General features: G+C 53.0%; 15 protein-coding genes. All 15 read right to left on the bottom strand.

Annotated features, from left to right (window positions below; genetic code table 11):
- Positions 1-133 precede the first annotated feature (133 nt).
- On the bottom strand, positions 134-712 hold the full coding sequence (locus B6A39_RS00625; RefSeq protein ID WP_083000367.1) for a hypothetical protein: 579 nt from the start codon (positions 710-712) through the stop codon (positions 134-136).
- Positions 709-2,913, bottom strand: coding sequence for a flagellar biosynthesis protein FlhF (gene flhF / locus B6A39_RS00620; protein WP_083000365.1), 2,205 nt, complete (start codon positions 2,911-2,913; stop codon positions 709-711). The genes B6A39_RS00625 and flhF overlap by 4 nt, the downstream gene beginning before the upstream one ends.
- Positions 2,914-2,965: 52 nt before the next feature.
- Positions 2,966-5,050 (bottom strand): flagellar biosynthesis protein FlhA, encoded by a 2,085-nt coding sequence (gene flhA / locus B6A39_RS00615; RefSeq protein ID WP_083000363.1) that lies wholly within the window; start codon positions 5,048-5,050, stop codon positions 2,966-2,968.
- Positions 5,047-6,213 (bottom strand): flagellar biosynthesis protein FlhB, encoded by a 1,167-nt coding sequence (gene flhB, locus B6A39_RS00610; RefSeq protein ID WP_083000361.1) that lies wholly within the window; start codon positions 6,211-6,213, stop codon positions 5,047-5,049. The genes flhA and flhB overlap by 4 nt, the downstream gene beginning before the upstream one ends.
- A 117-nt stretch (positions 6,214-6,330) precedes the next feature.
- Positions 6,331-7,026, bottom strand: a complete 696-nt coding sequence (gene cheZ / locus B6A39_RS00605) for a protein phosphatase CheZ (RefSeq protein WP_083000359.1) — start codon at positions 7,024-7,026, stop codon at positions 6,331-6,333.
- A gap of 42 nt (positions 7,027-7,068) precedes the next feature.
- Complete coding sequence (gene cheY / locus B6A39_RS00600) at positions 7,069-7,458, bottom strand: chemotaxis response regulator CheY (RefSeq protein ID WP_009097747.1); 390 nt, start codon at positions 7,456-7,458, stop codon at positions 7,069-7,071.
- A 96-nt stretch (positions 7,459-7,554) separates the two neighbouring features.
- On the bottom strand, positions 7,555-9,252 hold the full coding sequence (locus B6A39_RS00595) for a methyl-accepting chemotaxis protein (protein WP_083000356.1): 1,698 nt from the start codon (positions 9,250-9,252) through the stop codon (positions 7,555-7,557).
- A gap of 37 nt (positions 9,253-9,289) precedes the next feature.
- The gene (locus B6A39_RS00590) at positions 9,290-10,351 is read right to left on the bottom strand and encodes a protein-glutamate methylesterase/protein-glutamine glutaminase (RefSeq protein ID WP_083000354.1); all 1,062 of its coding nucleotides are present in this window, start codon (positions 10,349-10,351) and stop codon (positions 9,290-9,292) included.
- A gap of 88 nt (positions 10,352-10,439) precedes the next feature.
- Complete coding sequence (locus tag B6A39_RS00585) at positions 10,440-11,312, bottom strand: CheR family methyltransferase (RefSeq protein WP_083000352.1); 873 nt, start codon at positions 11,310-11,312, stop codon at positions 10,440-10,442.
- Positions 11,309-13,471, bottom strand: coding sequence for a methyl-accepting chemotaxis protein (locus B6A39_RS00580; RefSeq protein WP_083000349.1), 2,163 nt, complete (start codon positions 13,469-13,471; stop codon positions 11,309-11,311). The genes B6A39_RS00585 and B6A39_RS00580 overlap by 4 nt, the downstream gene beginning before the upstream one ends.
- 58 nt (positions 13,472-13,529) lie before the next feature.
- Complete coding sequence (locus B6A39_RS00575) at positions 13,530-14,825, bottom strand: methyl-accepting chemotaxis protein (protein WP_156886244.1); 1,296 nt, start codon at positions 14,823-14,825, stop codon at positions 13,530-13,532.
- 131 nt (positions 14,826-14,956) lie between these two features.
- A complete protein-coding gene (gene cheW, locus B6A39_RS00570; RefSeq protein WP_009723967.1) occupies positions 14,957-15,457 on the bottom strand; it encodes a chemotaxis protein CheW in 501 nt (166 codons plus the stop codon).
- On the bottom strand, positions 15,454-17,562 hold the full coding sequence (gene cheA, locus B6A39_RS00565) for a chemotaxis protein CheA (protein ID WP_083000346.1): 2,109 nt from the start codon (positions 17,560-17,562) through the stop codon (positions 15,454-15,456). The genes cheW and cheA overlap by 4 nt, the downstream gene beginning before the upstream one ends.
- Before the next feature lie 43 nt (positions 17,563-17,605).
- Positions 17,606-18,526 carry a flagellar motor protein MotB gene (gene motB / locus B6A39_RS00560; protein WP_083000344.1) on the bottom strand — a complete coding sequence of 307 codons (921 nt, stop codon included), beginning with the start codon at positions 18,524-18,526 and terminating at the stop codon, positions 17,606-17,608.
- Entirely contained in the window at positions 18,523-19,392 is an 870-nt protein-coding gene (gene motA, locus B6A39_RS00555) for a flagellar motor stator protein MotA (RefSeq protein WP_083000341.1), read from the bottom strand. Before motA ends, motB begins: the two co-directional genes overlap by 4 nt.
- Positions 19,393-19,404 lie beyond the last annotated feature (12 nt).

Below are 19,404 nucleotides of genomic sequence, written 5' to 3'. Positions count from 1 at the left end.
ATGTTAAAACTATTTGCATCACTGCCGCATGGTAATAACGCGTTTTGAAACCAGCGAACATAAGCATTGTTATTCCTTATAGTGGCGCTTGATAGCCTCTGTTTAAGCGCGGTCACATGGCGTCAGGCTAGCGTCATCGCGCCAGCAGTAAAAGCTCTATATCTAAATAGTAGCTGGCGGCTTCCCGCAGGTTGTCGAGCAGACCTCTACGCGGCAAGTTTGGCTCGTGCAGCGCCAGCAGTTGCCTAGGGCCGCCGTTTTCCTGCACTTGCCGCAGCGAACGATACATCTGTGCGAATGCATCGGCATCGCTATTAATCCATAACGCCCAACGCGGAAAGCGCTCTTTCAGTTGGCCAAGATTAGCGGCATCTGCCTTAACGATGTGAATATCCCAATCATCCGGGTCGCCAGCCCACCGTCGGCCAAGTACTGACCATTGGGCTAGGCGCCCTTTTACTTTAGCCACCTGCTGATCGCCACTGCTAGGCATACCGATCACAATAAGCGGGTTTTGCGGCATCGAGGGCGGTGCGGTAGTTTGCGCTGAGGCAGCAGTTGGCGGCGCCGTTGAAGAGTCGGCCATAGCGGCCATTGGCTCAGCCCCTGGTTCATCTTCCACGGGGTCGCTCTCTACAGACGGTGCTTGGCGCTGCTGGCGCTGTAAATCCGCCCATTTACGCAGGCCTGCTGCCTGGTCCTGGGCACTCATTCCAGCCCCTCACGACTAACGCTGCTGAGTTGGCGAATGGCGTCACGAGCCATAAACGCGTGAACAAGCGCATCCAACATTGCCGTATCGCGTCGCTTACGCGTGGTACCCAACAACCTTAACAAATCGGAACGCAGTGCTATCGCAGCGTCATCATTAGCGACATCTAAGTGCCCCGCTGCGGCGGCGATACCGCTGGCCATCAATAAGCGAACCTCCGTGCTTACTTCGCCATCGTCCGAATCTTTCAATTGCTGCCAAGCGCGTTTGGTTAGGCTAGACACCCCTTCGCTTTGAAGCTGGATAACCAAAAGCGAACGCACATCTGTGCCTAATCGGGCAGGCGTTAACCAGTAGCGACGCGCGATGCGTTTGCCATTTTCAGGATCGCGAACGTCACCAATCCATGCCAACATCGGGGTGCCTGCAGCATCTTCCACAGCCATATGGGTATGCCATAGCTGCACCGTTTGGCCACGAAAACGCAGGTCGGTGTGATGTGTGAGCGGGCTATCTGTGAACAACTGGCGCTGGGCATAGCGCTCGCCCTGACAGTATACCCGTTGAGTAGCTGCCACTAGCGTGACCCAGGTCAGGTGTTGGGCTTCTAACCACGCTAACGTGGCGGGGTCGGGAAACACAGGGAGCAGATGAACGGCGGCCCCCAACGTTTCACCTTGGCGCAACAGCCGTGATTGCCAGCCTGCGGGCTGACGATGCTGCAGGCTGGTTAGCGCTAGCCAGCCGCCGTCGGCGTCTAACGCGAGATCGGGCATCGACCAGTCACAGCCCCGCTCATTTCGGCGTGGAGACCATGCCATACCCAGCCCCTTATCTGCACAGGGCTCGCTAGCCAGTAGAGCATCCAAGCGTTTATCTTGCAGCACGCTCGGTAAGGAGGCGATATTCCATACCGACTCTAACGCTGAAAACCCGATAATCCTTTCACGCAGCCGCGTCAGCACAGAGCTGAGGCGGCGCCCTTGCCCCAACACATCTCGCGACCAGCGCGGCAGACTCACCGAGTGAGGTTGCGAAGTGGAGGGGGGACGTCGCTCTTCACGCCCTTTCCCCAATGAGGCACTAAGGGCTTGATCAATCAACGCAGCTGGATCCGCAACCGCCATATCTTCTGGAACACGTTGTCCGTATGAACCAAATAACACACGCAAGCCATGGCGTATGACAATATCAAGCACGGGGGCTAACCGACCGGCTTCGTCCTGCTTGGTAATAATGCAGTCATCTAACTCAGCGCCAGCCGCCCGTGCCGCTTGGCGATAGCGCAACACGACCTCTTCCAACGTTTCAGGCTGGCTAGCGGCATTCAACAGCAGTACTAAGCGCACGGACGCTTGCCCGCCCTGCAAATGGGCAATCTGCTCAATCACACGCTGATCACGCTGACTCATACCGACGGTGTCGATAATCACCCACTGTTTACCCTGCAGTCGTCCGACCAGTTCATCAATCGGCTGCTCGGCGTCTAAGGCATACATGGGGGTATCAAGCAGGCGAGCATAAATTCGTAGCTGCTCGTGTGCTCCAATACGAAAGCTATCGGTGGTGACAAGAGCCACAGGGCGCGTACCGTGGCGCATCACGAAACGTGCTGCTAGTTTCGCAGTGGTGGTGGTTTTCCCCACCCCCGTAGGCCCCACCAGCGCGACAATTCCCGCTTTATCGAAAAAGCCAGTTTCTTCTTTCAGTACAGGTAACCGCGCCATTAGCTGCCCACGAAGCCACTCCATCGCCAGCGCGCTATCAGCATCTTGCTGAGCCAATGACGTCGGCAGCGCCGCCAGCACTTCGTCACTTAGCTCTTCGCTGAAACCAACGCTAAGCAGTTGCTGGCGCAAACGGGAGAGAGGGTCGTCAGTGGTTGCGGAGGCGGGCGCATCACCCGCTGACTGACGCTGGGAAAGCAGCTCTCGCATCTCTTGCATCTCGCGCAGCAAGCGTTCGCTCATTGCCTGAAGCGGATCTGAATCTCGCGATGAAAAGGCAACTTGCGAAGCGGGGGCAGGAGGAGATGAGGGGGAAGGCTCAAAATGATCAACCGCCTCATCCGCCATCGCCAGTATTTCGACGCCCCCCTCGGTACGGCGATTGGCGACAATTAAAGCGTCATCACCTAATGCTTCGCGCACTTGGCGCATCACATCGCGGCTGTTTGCTCCAACAAATCGTCTCACGCTCATGCTTTACCTGCGCCTCTTCTTGATGGCTTGGAACGGGTGTCCTGCGTCAGTCTCATCCTCGCCCTCCGACTACCGTAGTGACTCGTAACGTACGATCATCCGGTATTTCTGCTTGAGACATCACCACCAAATGACGCACACGCCGACGTAAGAAACGCGATAGCACAGCACGCAGCGAGTGCTGTACGACCAGCACCGGTGCTTCACCGCTACCTTCATGACGCTCCAGGGCCTCTTGTGCCTGCGTCATGAGCGTATCAGCAAGCCCTGGCTCCATCGCACCGTTACCATTCATGGCCTGCATAAGCACTTGCTCTAACTGGGCATCAAGCCCCATCACGTTGAGCGTTTCCTGGCCGGCAAACCACTGCTGGGTAATCGCTCGACCCAAGGCAATACGCACCAATGCCGTCAGCTCATTAGCATCTTTTTGCTGCCCAGCATGTTCTGCCAGAGTATCTAACACCGTGCGCATATCGCGTATCGAGACATCTTCATTGAGCAGGTTCTGCAAAATACGCTGCAATACGGTGAGTGAAATGGCTTTCGGCACCACCTCTTCGACTAATGACTTTTGATCCTCACCCAGCTTATCGAGCAACTTTTGTACTTCTTGCCGCCCCAGCATTTCTGGCGAATGGCGATGCAGCAGGTGATTTAAGTGAGTGGCAATGACCGTACTGGCATCTACCACGGTATAACCGTACACCTGGGCGTGCTCACGCTGATTGGCATCAATCCAGATGGCAGGCAAACCAAAGGCAGGGTCTTGGGTAGGCGTTCCCTGTAATTCGCCTGATACTTGACCGGGGTCGATTGCCAGCCATTTGCCCGGCTGTGCATCAGCACGGCCAATTTCTGCTCCCTTCATGGAGAGTACGTAGGTATTTGGAGGCAGTTCCAGGTTATCGCGTATATGCACTACGGGCGGTAAAAACCCAACCTCCTGGGCAAATTTCTTGCGCACACTTTTAATACGAGCCAGCAGCTCCCCTTTCTGGCGGGAGTCCACTAGGGGAATAAGCCGATGCCCCACCTCAAGCCCCAGCGTATCGACCAGTTGCACATCTTCCCAACTGGCTTCCGGTGACTCTTGTTGGGGCAGTGGCGCTGCTGATATCTCTTCTTTTACCAACGCCTGTTCTTTTTGACGAATCAAATACCACGCTAAGCCCGCCAGCAGTGCTGTAAAAATCAGAAATACCAAGTTTGGCATCCCAGGCACCATGCCCAGCAGCCCCATCACCATCGCAGAGAGGATCATGACCTGAGGATTAATAAATAGCTGGCTGATCATTTGCTGACCAACATCTTGGTCAGTGTTGACGCGCGACACGGTGACACCAGCAGCGGTTGAGATCACCAGCGCGGGGATCTGGGCCACCAAGCCATCGCCGATGGTTAGCAACGTATACGTACGGGCAGCATCCGAAAAGCCCATATCGTGCTGCATCATACCGATCAATAATCCGCCGATAATATTGACCACCATGATGACTAAGCCAGCCATGGCGTCACCACGCACAAATTTGCTCGCACCATCCATAGAGCCATAAAAATCCGCTTCCTGAGCGACTTCAGTACGCCGCTTTTTAGCGTCTTCTTCACCAATCAGGCCTGCATTCAGGTCCGCATCAATCGCCATTTGCTTGCCAGGCATGGCATCCAGCATAAAGCGGGCGCCTACTTCGGCAATACGCCCAGCCCCCTTGGTAATAACCATGAAGTTGATGATGACCAGAATTAAAAAGACCACCAGACCAACGGCAAAATTACCGCCGACCAGGAAGGTACCAAACGCTTCGATGACTTTACCGGCCGCATCTCCACCTTGATGGCCTTCCATTAGCACGACACGGGTCGAGGCCACATTTAGCGATAGCCGTAATAGCGTGGTAAACAACAGCACCGCAGGAAAAGCAGCAAAGTCGAGTGGTTTTTCCGCAAACATGCTGACCAGCAGCACCATGATGGCTAGCGCGATATTGAACGTGAACAGCAAATCGAGCGCGAAGGGCGGCAAGGGCAGAATCATCATGCCCAAGATCATCAAAATCAGCAGCGGCCCTGCGAGCAACTTCATGCGCACATCGCCCATCCAATCGCGCTGATTGATCAATTGGGTTAAGCCTTTCATGATTGCGCCTCACTGCCACCGGCATCTCGACTGGAGTGTTCCATTTCGGGAGGGACCGATAAATTGTCTGGGGTTGGGGGCACCTCGCCTCCTTGTTGTGCGACCTGCTTCAAGCGGTAAGCCCAGGCCATCACTTCAGCCACTGCGGTATACAGTTCCGCAGGCACTTCAGCGTCTAAATCCACGTGATGATACAGGGCGCGCGCCAAAGGAGCGGCTTCCAATCGCGGCACACCGGCTTCCAGGCCTATTTCGCGGATACGTGCGGCCACTGCATCGGCCCCTTTGGCCACTAGCCGAGGGGCGCCCATGCTTCCTTCCTTATACGCTAGGGCCACAGCATAGTGGGTTGGGTTGGTGATTATAACGTCGGCATCAGGCACTTTACTCATCATCCGCCCTCTGGCCATTGCTTGCTGCTGCTGGCGAATCCGGCCCTTAACATGGGGGTCGCCTTCCGACTCTTTATGCTCTCGCTTAACTTCTTCCTTGCTCATACGCAGCTTTTTCGCATTACTCCAAAGCTGAAAAGGCACATCAATTAAGATAACCACCACGAGTGATAAAACGATCAGGCCGGCAGCTAACGCCGACATATTCAATGCGGTCGCCAACGCTTGTTGAATGGGCTGATTCATTAGCCCCATAAACTTACCAAGGTTGGCGTACAGAAACGCGGATGCAATGCCGCCGACCAGGATTGATTTGGCAATCGCTTTGGTTAATTCAATCAACGCCTGCGACGAAAAAATACGCTGCAACCCTTTTATTGGGTTTAGCTTCGACAGTTTGGGCTGCATTGATTTTGCCGAGACCAACCATCCTCCTAGTAATGCGGGTGCGACCAGTGCAATCACCGTCAACAGTAAGAACAGCGGCAGCATTGCGAACAGTGTGCGCTGCCCCAGATCCAGCGCATTGACCAGCATCGGGGTGCTTTCCATGGCATGACGGCGTTCGAATAAGAAGGCCTGCTCCATCACCATGCCCAGCTGGTCATAGAGCATTTGCCCCATGCTCCACAGCCCAATCACACCGCCTAATAGCAGCAAAAAGGTCGCCAGTTCTCGAGACCGGGGTACTTGGCCTTCTTCCCGGGCTTTGTCCAAGCGTCGGGGCGTGGCCTCTTCCGTCTTTTCCTGATCGCTGTCGTTATCTGCCATGCGGCCATCCGGCGGTATCTTGCGTGGCTTATCATAAATTCAGCCGCCCCTAGGGACGGCTGAACAAATGCCTATAGTGCCAGATACTGCCTTTCACAATGTCTTAATAACAACGCATTAAAAGCCTAATTCGTCCAATAAGTCGTCTACCTGATCCTGACCAGTAACGATGTCAGGTGCATTGTCCTTAACCTGAGGGCCATTCAACAGCTCTTCATTACGACGCGCGTTCTCATTTTTCCATTGGTCTTCTGCCTTACGCTGCATCGACTCACGGACATGAGCACCCGGCACGTTATCGATAAGTACTTGCACCAACTGATGCTCAATTTCTCGGATGACATCCATCATCTTCTTGATGACCTGGCCGGTAAGATCTTGAAAATCCTGAGCCATCATAATATCGAGCAGTTCTTTGTTTGTCGCTGCAGCAATGGTTGGCACATCACTTAGATAGGTGCGTGTTTCTTTTACCAAGGCTTTGGCATCATCCAACTCTTTGGGCGCTTCAAACCATTCGGCCCAGCGCTTATCGAGCGCTTCAGCACGATCAGAGAGTTGGTCTTGCAATGGCTGGGCGCGATCAATAGCGTTTAATGCACGTTCAGCTGCCTGCTCAGTCATGGTAGCGACGTAATGCAACCGGTCACGCGCGTCAGGAATTGCTTCCGCTGCTTTCTCGATCTCTTTATCCAGGCCCAGCTCTCGCATATTGTCACGCAACATGCGGGTAAGTTTGCCGATGCGAAAGATCAGGTCTTCAGCGGCTTCTTCAGATAGCTGGGTAGCGCTATCCTGCTCATGCTGACTCATCGTGTTGTCTCCTCGTTAACCGAGCACTCAGGCGCAGCCGCTTCATTTACCCATCTTATCGAAGATTTTGTTTAGCTTTTCTTCGAGTGTGGCTGCTGTAAACGGCTTGACGACGTAGCCGTTAGCGCCCGCTTGGGCGGCCGCGATAATGTTCTCTTTTTTGGCTTCCGCGGTCACCATCAATACGGGTAGCCCTTTCAGTGCTTCATCCTGGCGGATCTCTTTAAGCATTTCTAAGCCGTCCAGATTAGGCATATTCCAATCAGATACAACGAATTCGAAGTTACCCGCACGCAGCTTATTCAGGGCGTCCTGACCATCTTCTGCTTCATCAACATTGGTAAAACCTAGCTCTTTCAACAAGCTGCGAACGATCCGGCGCATGGTGGGAAAGTCGTCCACTACCAGAAAACTCATGTTCTTATCGGCCATTGGTCATCCTCTCAATCAAATTATTTCTAAAATAACGATGCTTAAAAACATCCTTAAAGCAGTTCTTAAAACCGTCCTTAAAACGGCTATTAAAACCTAGAACGCTTCCCACTCGTCGTGGTGGCTAGGCTCTGGGGTTCGGCGAGCGCTGGGCGTAGTGACTGCCTGCTGCCTGACAGCAGGCACGTTTACTTGGCTACTCGCTGGCAACGTTTGACGCTGCCCTCCCTCTTGGCTAGTTAACAAAGCAAAGACAGCCACCGCCTCTTCTAACTTATTTGCTTGCTCTTCAAGCGACATAGCCGCTGCGGAGGCTTCCTGAACCAGCGCCGCATTCTGCTGGGTGACTTCATCCATCTGCCCTACCGCTTGGCTTACCTGCTCAATGCCATCGCTCTGTTCCTGAGATGCTGCAGAAATCTCATCCATAATATCGGTCACTCTACGGACAGCCGTCACCACATCGGACATAGTGGTGCCCGCTTGTTCTACCAGCGTAGAGCCTTGCTTGATTTGTGCAACGGAGGCATCAATCAGTGTTTTGATCTCTTTTGCCGCATCGGCACTGCGGCTAGCTAAGTTGCGAACCTCGCCTGCCACAACGGCAAAACCACGCCCTTGCTCGCCAGCGCGAGCCGCCTCTACCGAGGCATTCAGTGCCAAAATATTGGTTTGAAAAGCAATAGAGTCAATCACACTGGTGATATCAGCCACTTTCTGGGAGCTGGTAGAAATACCATGCATGGTCTGCACTACCTGCTCAACCACTTGGCCGCCTTGCTCGGCAGTGGTGGAGGCATCTGCGGCCAGCGTGCTTGCCTGGCGCGCATTGTCGGCATTCTGTTTAACCGTTGCCGTCATTTGTTCCATGCTGGCAGCTGTTTCTTCAATCGAGGCGGCCTGCTGTTCAGTGCGTGATGACAAATCCGCATTGCCACTCGCTATCTCTCGAGTGCCGTGATGTATTTCACTACTGCCTTCTCGCACCCGCGTCACAATCGCCGTCAGGTTTTGCTGCATCGTGCCCATCGCTGAAAAAAGACGTCCCACTTCATTTTTGCCTGACGCGGGAACGGGCTCCGTTAGGTCAGCCTGAGATATTTTGTCCAGCCGTCTTACGGCGTCATTCAACGGCGCGATGACGGTGCGTCGTAATGCCATATAGATGAACGCAGTTACCAATAGCGCAATTGCCACAGCAAGCGCATTGACTAACATAAACACATCGCCTTGCGCATCAGCGTCGCCACGAATGCTGTCTACCCGTTGAAAACCATACTGTACAAAAGCAGTGGCGCTATTGGCTAAGTTGTTCAATGGCTCTACCAGCTCGCCCCGAAGCTGATTAAAGGTACTGATGTCCATGGTTTCGAACGTCGCATGCTGCTGTTTGACCAAGGCCAGTACTTCGCGGAAGTCTTCTATCAATGCCTCACCCAATGCTTCACCTTGCGCTGTGCGTGGCGTCGCAGCAAAGCTCTCAAAACGCTGTTCGGCGCGCTCAATTCGATCCAGAGCAATGTCGACCTGGGCATTGGATTGGCGTGTTTGACCGACCATTAAAAAGTTGGATGCCGTTTCCATGGCCAGCATTGCCTGGTTGAGCAACGAGTCAGCGCGATTAATCTCGTTGAGCTGACTATTACTGATGAGGCTATAGGTTGACAGGTTGGCCTGCGCATTACGATCTGCCATGAAGCTGATACCAGCTAACAGCACTATCAGCATGACAAAGCTAGCCAACGCGACAATAACGGCAGAGTGAATACTGATATGACGCAGTGAGCGTGTCATTTTTTGCTCCCCTTTTCTATTAATGCGTAACGGGGTGTTATACCCGCTGAGCACGCCCTGAAGCGGCAATTAAGGCCATCAACCGCGATGGAATGTCATCTAAAGCAACCACTTCTACTGCTCCCCCGACGGAGATGGCTTCTCTTGGCATACCAAACACCACACAGCTTTCTTCATTTTGTGCAATGGTGGCCGCCCCGGCTTCACGCATTTCAAGAAGACCTACAGCGCCATCCTTCCCCATCCCGGTCAAAATCACACCAATGGCGTTTTTACCAGCATGCTTAGAAGCCGAGTGAAACAGCACATCAACAGAGGGACGGTGACGATTCACCGGCGGACCATCATTTAAGCGCACGACGTAGTTGGCACCACTGCGTACAAGCTCTAGGTGTTGATCGCCTGGGGCGATATAGGCATGGCCTGGCAAGACACGCTCGCCATCGGTGGCTTCTTTTACGCTAATTCGACACAGTCGATCTAGCCGCTCGGCGAAAGAGCGGGTAAAACCACCTGGCATGTGCTGGGTAATCAAGATGGCTGGCGCATTCGCAGGCAGTGGTTCGAGCACTGACCGAATCGCTTCTGTGCCGCCGGTAGAAGCACCAATGATAATCAGCTTTTCACTCGACACCATTGGCGCTTTTAGCTGCGTGGGTGGCGGCGCATTTTTATGGCGGGCTTGGCGAGGACGCGAGCGAGCAGCGGCGCGAAGCTTGTCGGTAATTTCAGTTGCATACTCCATCATGCCGCTACGAATACCCAAGCTGGGCTTGGCCACGAAATCCAATGCGCCTAACTCTAACGCACGCAGAGTAATCTCTGAGCCACTCTGGGTCAGCGATGACACCATGAGTACCGGCATAGGACGAAGCCGCATTAACCGCTCAAGAAAATCAAGACCATCCATCCGCGGCATTTCTACGTCCAATGTCAGCACGTCAGGATTGTGTTGTTTGATCAGATCTCTCGCAGCAATGGGGTCTGGCGCGACGGCGACGACTTCCATATCCGGCTGAGAGTTGATTATTTCCGTTAACAAATCACGAATCAGCGCCGAATCATCGACGCACAACACTTTGATTTTGGCTGCGCTCAAAGCACGCCTCCTTTATTACGGTAGCCACCTGTGTGCCAACCCACTCCGGTAGGGCAATTGCCCAAAGGAGTTAACGCACGTAACCGATTTATTTTTTTGCGAGGGTATAAACCGTTTGCCCACGCAGCTTGAATGCATCGCTGATATACGAAAAGTTTTCCGAGTGTCCCGCAAACAGTAACGCGTCTGGCTTCATTAGCGGAGCAAACCGTTTTAGAATCTTAGCCTGGGTATCTTTATCGAAATAAATCATGATATTGCGACAAAAAACGGCATCGAAAGGGCCTTTTACCGACCACTGGGGTGCCAGCAAATTAAGCGGCAAAAACTCCACCAACGATGATACTTCGGGCCTTACGCGTGCCAAACCTGCATGACCACCGGTGCCTTTCTGGAAAAACCGCTTAACCCGCCCTTCCTCTAACTTACGCACCTGTTCAAGCGGATAAATGCCTGCCCGCGCTTTGCTTAGTGCGTCGGTGTCAATATCCGTGGCAATGACTTTGGCCTGGGTGGCTTTTGGCCCCAGTGTTTCTAACAACGTCATTGCAATCGAGTAGGGCTCTTCCCCGGTGGACGCCGCTGAGCACCAGATAGTCACGGGACTTTGCTGTTTCTTAATGTGCTCAGCTAATAGCGGAAAGTGATGCGCCTCACGAAAAAAAGCGGTGAGGTTGGTGGTTAAGGCATTGGTAAACGCCTCCCACTCTTTAGCGTCCGGCTGACGCTCCAACCGAGACAGATAGTCGGTAAAACGTGTAATACCATGGTGACGCAATCGCTTGGCTAAGCGGCTGTAGACCATTTCACGCTTATGCTCAGCCAACACTATTCCGGCGCGCTGGTAAATCAATTCCCGTATGCGCGCAAAGTCGGCATCGGTTAGCACAAGATCACGTTCGATCTGCCCTCCCGATGCCCACTGGCCGACATCAACTCCCCGCTCGCGTTGGTCGATCAAAATTCTTCCCACTCCTCTACTGCGGCCAGCTGCCGTGTGGTTGGCGACGAAGGCGGTTTAGTTGGGCTATCTGGGAGCTGAGCTCGCGATCGATAGGCAGTAGGGGCTGTGCTAAGCGCTGTTGTTGGCGAGTTCTGATGGTTCAAGCGAAACGCCTCAACAGACAGGGCTAATAAGCCTGCTTGCTGCTCTAATGCCACGGCGGCACGTGCTGTTTCCTGGACACGAACGGCATTCTGCTGTGTCGCTTGATCCATCTCGGCAACGGCTTGATTCACCTCCGCGATCCCATGGCTTTGTTCTGCTGACGCTGACGATATGTCATGCATGATCTGCGTGACATTTCGCGCTGCTTCGGCAACCTCACTAATCGCTACTTCGGCTTTTTTGACCAGCCCAGCCCCTACATTGACTTCTTGATTAGAACCATCAATCAGCACGCGAATCTCTTGAGAGGCGCTTGCGCTTCTTCCTGCCAGCTTACGCACTTCTTCAGCAACCACCGCAAATCCACGACCATGCTCCCCGGCCCTGGCAGCTTCTACCGATGCGTTGAGCGCCAAAATATTGGTTTGGAAAGCAATCGAGTCAATCACATTGATGATGTCAGTCATTTTTTGCGAGCTTTGGGTAATTCGCTGCATATTCTCGACCAACTGCGACATGAGCTCTCCGGTTTGGGTCACTTGCTTAGCATTGTTATCGGCAAGACGACGCGCTTCTTGAGCGTTATCGCTGTTTTGACGCACGGTCGTGGTCATTTCTTCCATGCTGGATGCGGTTTGCTGTAGCGATGCTGCCTGTTGCTCGGTACGAGACGATAAAGCCTCATTACCGCTGGCAATATCCCGAGCAGCAGGTGTAACTACATTAATACCGCCTTTTACATCGCTAATAATGCTGCTCAGACTTTTCCGCATAGTGTTCAGCGATTCCATCAGCATCCCAACTTCATCACGCTGATGGGGAGGCACTTTAGCCGCTAGGTTTCCACCCGCGATTTGCAAGGTAAAGCGAGACGCGCTTTTTAGCGGCCGAACAATGGAACGTAACGTCATCACCCCAAGCAGGATAAGCGCCAGTACGCCAACACCTAGCACAGCGGCTTGAGCACTTAGCATGCTGGCTTGACCTTGCTCAGCATCGGCAGCCATCACCTCGGCGTCAGCCTGTTTTTCGGCGATGAGCTGGTTCACCATCGTCGAGAGTTCGCGCCCTTCGTTATTCATCACACTGATGACTGCGTCCAAACCGGTGAACACTTGATACGTGTCTTCTGCTTGCAAGACGGTTTCCGCCTGGAACATGCCATTGTCTAAAAAGGTTTGCAGCTGAGCATTGAAGGAAGTGGCAAGCGCTGTCGTGTTGACATCACGGGAGTAGTATTGCTGCCAGGCGGACTCAATCGTCGCCGCGCTATTGGCAATCATCTCCCCCATCTCAAAGCGCTGTTGAATCAGCTCCATACGCTCAGGCTCAATCATGGCCTGTCGCGTTTGCGCGATGGTCTGGTCTATTTGCTGTAAACGAATAACGTCTTGCAGGCCATCGTTATTAAGCGTCGCTAGTCGCTCTCCTGCGACGTTAAGGCCATACAGCCCCAGGCCACCACTCACCAGCAGCAGTGCGCCAGCTACAACAATCATTCCAATCAATTTAGCGCGCAGAGTATCCAGTCGTATCCGTTTTAAGCGTTGAATTAGGCCTTTCTTACGCAACCGCCCCTTGTCTAAATAGAGGTGTTTGTTACGGCCTTCACGTATTTCAGCGTAGGCCTGCTCAGCTTGGGCAATCGCCTCTCTGGTTGCCTGTACCCTGACAGAGGCATAGCCAACGACGTGGTCGTCTTCAATAATCGGCGTTACGCTGGCACTTACCCAATAGTGATCACCATTTTTACAGCGGTTTTTAACCAGCCCTCGCCATGTTTCACCGCTTTTCACGGTCTGCCACAGGTTTTCAAACGCCGCTGGCGGCATATCCGGGTGTCGAATCAAATTATGGGGCGCGCCTATCAGCTCTTCGTGCTGGAAACCACTTATCTGGATAAACGCTGGGTTTGCATAGGTAATGCGCCCTTTAAGATCCGTGCGCGAAACGAGGAAATCATCACTCTGAAGTTCAACTTCACGCTGAGTGACTGGCTGGTTATTACGCATCCGCATACCTTATTTTTAGTATTCAAGCCGAGGAAGTAATGAGCCTTAACCGCAAGACTTAAAATGCTTCCCACTCATCAACTGCCGTGTTGCGAGCGGGTATTTTTTTGGCCGCTGGCGTTTGGGCGGCAGGTACTTGCTGAAGAGCGTGGGGCCGCATGGCATAACCAGATTCCTGCTTCCCCCCTGCCAGGGCAGGCGTCACATGGAAACGCTCAACCGCTTCTCTAAGGCGTGCCGCTTCGCTTTCTAACTCATTAGCGCTGCGTGCTGCCTGTTGAACCAATTGAGCATTTTGTTGAACAACCTGATCCATTTGGGCAACTGCTTGATTAACTTGCCCGATACCGTTGCTTTGCTCTTCAGAAGCGGCCGCAATCTCATCCATAATATCGTTGACACGCTGCACAGCGGCGACAAGATCCTGCATGGTTTTTCCCGCGTGATTCACCCGCTGGGTGCCCGCGTCCACTTTGCCAAGCGATGCATCGATCAGTGTACGAATTTCTTTGGCAGCATTAGCACTGCGGCTAGCGAGACTGCGAACTTCCTGCGCAACAACGGCAAACCCTTTACCATGCTCGCCAGCACGGGCGGCTTCTACCGACGCGTTTAAGGCGAGAATATTGGTTTGAAAAGCAATGTTATCGATCACCGTAATAATGTCGGCAACTTGGTGGGAACTCGCGCTAATGTCCTGCATGGTTTCAACAATATTGGCAACTTCTTCGCCGCTGCGTCTGGCAGTTAGCGTTACCTCATTGGCGAGCTGACTAGCTTGCAATGCATTGTCTGCATTGTGCCCAACGGTAGAGGCCAACTGCTCCATGCTCGAGGCCGTCTCTTCTAGAGAAGAGGCCTGTTGTTCGGTACGTGAGGAAAGGTCGTTATTGCCACTGGCAATATGCTGAGAGCGCTCAAAAATTGACGCGCCGCTTTGGCGTACCACGCCAACGGTTTCAGACAGTGAAGACTGCATGTGCGCCATCGCTGTGTACAACCTGCCAATTTCATTATTACCAGGTGATGTAATTTGCTGACTTAGGTCGCCTTGGGCCATTTTCTCAAAGTAACCGACCAGACGATCCAGGGGACGCAACACATTAACGGTCACACCCCACACCACCACCGCGACCGTTACGCCGGTCATGATGACCACGCCAATCAGCACCCAGCGAATGCGGGTCGCAAACTCACTGAACGCCGCTTGCTGCGCCTGCAAATCACTCGATGCCTGCACAATTGCGGCGCCGTGGTGGAGTGCATAAAGTCCTATACCGCAGGCCACTATCACCAACATTGAAAAAGTGGCTAATACCAGCCCCCAACTAAGGCGCACGGTCATATTGCTCATCATTTGACGCAGTAGCGGTGTCACACGCGTTACTCCAAACACAACCGTAGTAGCCGATGCTATCCGTAGCACCAGAGATGGCTGTTTTTTGGCTTAAGAAGGCACTCTCCTTGTGCCTAGTCACAAAGGTGTTAGCGAGTGCTGGTGCTATCGACTAAGGCCATTTCTTCGCTGGTTAGCAGCTTATCGATATCGACCAACACCAACATGCGGTCTTCAAGACTGCCTAATCCGCTCAAGAAATCAGAGGAGAGCGTGACACCAAACTCAGGCGCTGGTTTTATTTGCTCGGGTGTTAGTGTCATGACATCGGAAACGCCGTCCACGACAATACCAACGACGCGGTCGGCGACATTGACCACGATAACAACGGTTTGGCCACCGTACTCCACACTGTCTAGGTGAAATTTAATGCGTAGATCGACAATAGGCACAATGACGCCACGCAGATTGGTCACCCCTTTAATAAAATCGGGGGCATTGGCAATACGCGTGACGTTTTCATAGCCGCGTATTTCCTGAACCTTCAGGATATCAATGGCATACTCTTCTTCTCCCAAAGAGAACACCAAAAATTCGCGATTATCGGCTTCTGCGGCGGACAGCACCGCTCCATTGTTTGCCTGGCTCATGACGGCTCGGCCTCCTGGTAATAAGAGAGATGGGGATAACTCACCTGTTTTCCGGCTTCTTTCTTGGCACGGCTTAACCGGTGTAAACCTGTAATGTCTAGAATTAGCGCGACGCTACCGTCACCAAGGATGGTCGCCGCCGAAACGCCCGGCACTTTGCGGTAGTTATCTTCTAAGTTCTTTACAACCACCTGTTGCTGGCCAATCAGCTCATCGACCAACATGGCATAACGACGCCCCTCCCCCTGCACGATCACGGCAATACTTTTGGTCGGGTCGGTAATGGCATTTTCCACATCCAGCACTTCATGGATCGCAATGACCGGCAGGTACTCATCGCGCACTTTAAGCACCACATCATCACCCGCCATGGCATACATATCCCCTTTGGCAGGCTGCAACGACTCAAGTACTGTGGAAAGTGGCAAAATAAAGGTTTCACCACCTACTTTGATCGACATGCCGTCAAGAATGGCAAGTGTCAGCGGCAACACGATGCGCGTGTTGGTGCCTTCACCCTTCTTGGATTGGATTTCAACCCGGCCACCCATGCCTTGAATATTCCGCTTTACCACATCCATACCGACACCGCGGCCGGAAACGTCCGTAACTTCCTTTGCCGTGGAGAAGCCCGGCGCAAAAATCAGCTGAAAAACTTCCTCATCAGACATGTTGTCGGAAACGTTCAAACCATTTTCACGCGCCTTAGCCAACAACCGATCACGATCCATGCCCGCGCCATCATCACGCACTTCAATCAGAATATTGCCGCCCTGATGGCGTGCTGATAACACCAGCTTGCCAACACGGGGTTTACCTACCGCTTCGCGCTCATCCGGCATTTCGATGCCGTGATCCAAACTGTTACGCACTAGGTGCGTTAACGGATCGGTAATGCGCTCAACCAGGCTTTTATCCAGCTCGGTGGACTTGCCTTCGGTGATAAGCTCAATTTCTTTGCCCAATTTACCGGCGGTATCACGCACTACACGGGGGAATCGGCTAAACACAAACTCCATCGGAATCATGCGGATCGACATCACCGCTTCTTGAAGATCTCGTGCGTTACGCTGTAACAGACTCATGCCATTTTGTAGCGAGCTATTGCCAACGGATTGATCGCCAAGGTCACTGACCGTTTGATCCAGCATCGACTGGGTAATAATCAGCTCGCCAACCAAATTGATGATTTGGTCGACTTTATCTACCGACACACGGATCGAGGCTGACTCTGCGGCCGCTTTTTTAGGGGCGGATTTCGCTGGCTTTTCTGGCGAAGGTGCTCTGTCAGCAGGTTTAGCCACTGCTGGCGCCGCAGGCTCAACACTAGTAGTAGGCTCAACAACATCAGCAGGCACGGCTACTGGCGCGTCTAACGCAGGGCTAACACTAGCGCCTTCGTCTTTTTCAACCGCTACCACGCTAATTTCGATCTGCTCAGGCTCAATAATGAAGCACATCACCGCTTCAATATCGTCAGCACTAACGTCACCTGTCAGCGTTACTTCGTAACGTTTTTCATCACCCGAGTGGGACTGGACATCACCCAGTTGCTCCAGCTCTTCCACCAACAGCGTGCGATCTTTTTCGCTAACATTCAGTAGCGCAACCAACAGATGGCGCTCGCTTAGCGAGGAGGATTCAGCAGCCTCGGCGCTGGCTGATGTTTTCTTTTCAATTGTTGGCGCGGGGGCCGCAGGGGCATCCAACGTCTGGCCAATTTCTTCTAGCGCGATCTGCTGCAGTGTCTGGCAAATTCGCTCGTAGGCTTCTTGGTTGGGCTCTTCCTCGTTGCGATAGGCATCGAGTTGCTCATGCATGATGTCTTTTGCCTCTAAAAAAGTATCAACGAGGTCGGCTCGCAATGTCAGTTCACCTTTGCGTGCGTGATCTAACAAGTTTTCAAAGATATGCGTGGTTTTCTGCAGCACGCTGAAGCCGAAGGTACCTGCGCCGCCTTTTATGGAGTGGGCGGCGCGGAAGATAGCGTTTAGCTGCTCGCTATCCGGATCATCGACATCCAGTTCCAGCAGATGCTGCTCCATATCGGCCAGCAGCTCTTCGGCCTCTTCAAAAAAGGTGTCAAAAAAATCCGCTATATCCATGCACCGCTCCACATAAACGTCTTTGTGTTGTGATAAGCCCTGCTCATTCGCTTTCATCGCTCTGAGGCACGCTTTGTGGCAGCGCCTCTAAAAGCGCATCTTCATCAGGTAATGGGCTATCAAGCCCCATAACGCCTGGATTACGAATCGCTTCTGCGATTTCTGGCAATAAGACGACGAGCTCAATGCGACGATTAACCGGGTCCGTCGGCGCAGTGTCAGGCAACCTGACACGATCGGCAAAGCCCGATACGCGCAGCAGTTGATCTGGATCAAGCCCGCCGGCAACTAATTCACGCCGAGAGGCATTTGCTCGATCATTGGACAGCTCCCAGTTACTGTAACCTCGATAACCGCCTGCATAGGGCACGCTGTCAGTGTGGCCGCTGATACTTAAATCATTGGGCAATTCGTTGAGTAGCGGTGCCATCGTACGTAACAGGCTGCGCATGTAAGGAGCTACTTGATCGCGGCCTAACTCAAACATGGGCCGCTGTTCCGTATCGAGCAGCTGAATACGTAGCCCTTCGCGGGTTAAGTCAAAGCGCATTTGGCTGCGTAGGTGGCGCAGCTCGGGGTCTTGTTCAATGGCTCGCTCAATGCGCTCTTGCAAATCGTTAAAGAAACGCCGCTCCTGAGCACTAGGGCGGCTATGTTGAAGCACATCAATTCGGGCACGTTCGCCATCGCTGTGGGTAGGATCTGGGCCACCACCTGGAATCACCTGAGTGCTTCCTGATCGGTCTCCACTGGTCATTGCCGTTATTAATGGCGTACTGAAGTACTCCGCAACACTGCGGCGAGTTTCATCGTCGGAAACACTTAAAATCCACATCACCAGAAATAACGCCATCAGGGCTGTCATGAAGTCGGCAAGGGCAATCTTCCACGCACCGCCATGGTGGGCATGCACCACTTTTTTGCGCCGAATAACAATCGGACGCTTATCGCCCCCCTTACTCATGCATTACCGCCCTTTTTAGCGTCGCGGACATACTCTTCAAGCTCTGTGAAGCTGGGGCGCTCAGTGCTGTGTAATGCCTTCCGGCCAAACTCAACGGCTAACTGGGGAGCATAACCATGCAGGCTAGCCAGCAGCGTGACACGAATGCATTGCAGCATTTTCTCGGCTTCTTTAGCTTGCCGTTCGGCATAGCTTGCGATGGGACTAATAAACCCATAGCCCATTAAAATACCCAGGAAGGTACCCACTAACGCCATGGCAATCATTTGCCCCATTTGCTCAGGGCTAGCATCTGCGTACGTCAGTGCTTTAATAACCCCCATTACCGCCGCTACGATACCGAACGCAGGCATGGCATCGCCTACTTTGGCAATCGCATCAATGGGAATATGGGCTTCCTGCTCAAATACCTCGATTTCGTGGAGCATTAACTCATCGATTTCCATCGGCTCCATGCCACCGCTCACCATTAACCGAAGATAATCGGTTAAAAAGTCCATAATATGAGGGTCTGCAAGCACTGTGGGATGCTCTTGGAACAGCGGGCTTTCCTGGGGGTTGTCAATGTCACGCTCAATTCCCAACATCCCCTCTCGGCGCACTTTAGAGAGAATCTTGTATTGCAGCGCCATTAACTCCATATACAGGGCTTTATTGTATTTTTTGGTCCGTTTAAGCCTGGGAAGTATTTTAAACGTGGCTTTAATCGCTTTGCCGTTGTTTGCAGCAATAAAAGCGCCAACGCCTGCACCGCCAATAATCAGCAGCTCCAGGGGTTGATACAGGGGGCCCAAGCTACCACCTGCCATCACATAACCGCCAAAGACAGATAGCAGTACGACCAAATAACCCAGAGGAATCAGCACAAGCAGTGTCCT

The sequence above is a fragment of the Halomonas sp. GT genome (assembly GCF_002082565.1).
Classification (GTDB): domain Bacteria; phylum Pseudomonadota; class Gammaproteobacteria; order Pseudomonadales; family Halomonadaceae; genus Vreelandella.
This window is presented reverse-complemented; position numbering and strand designations above follow the sequence as displayed.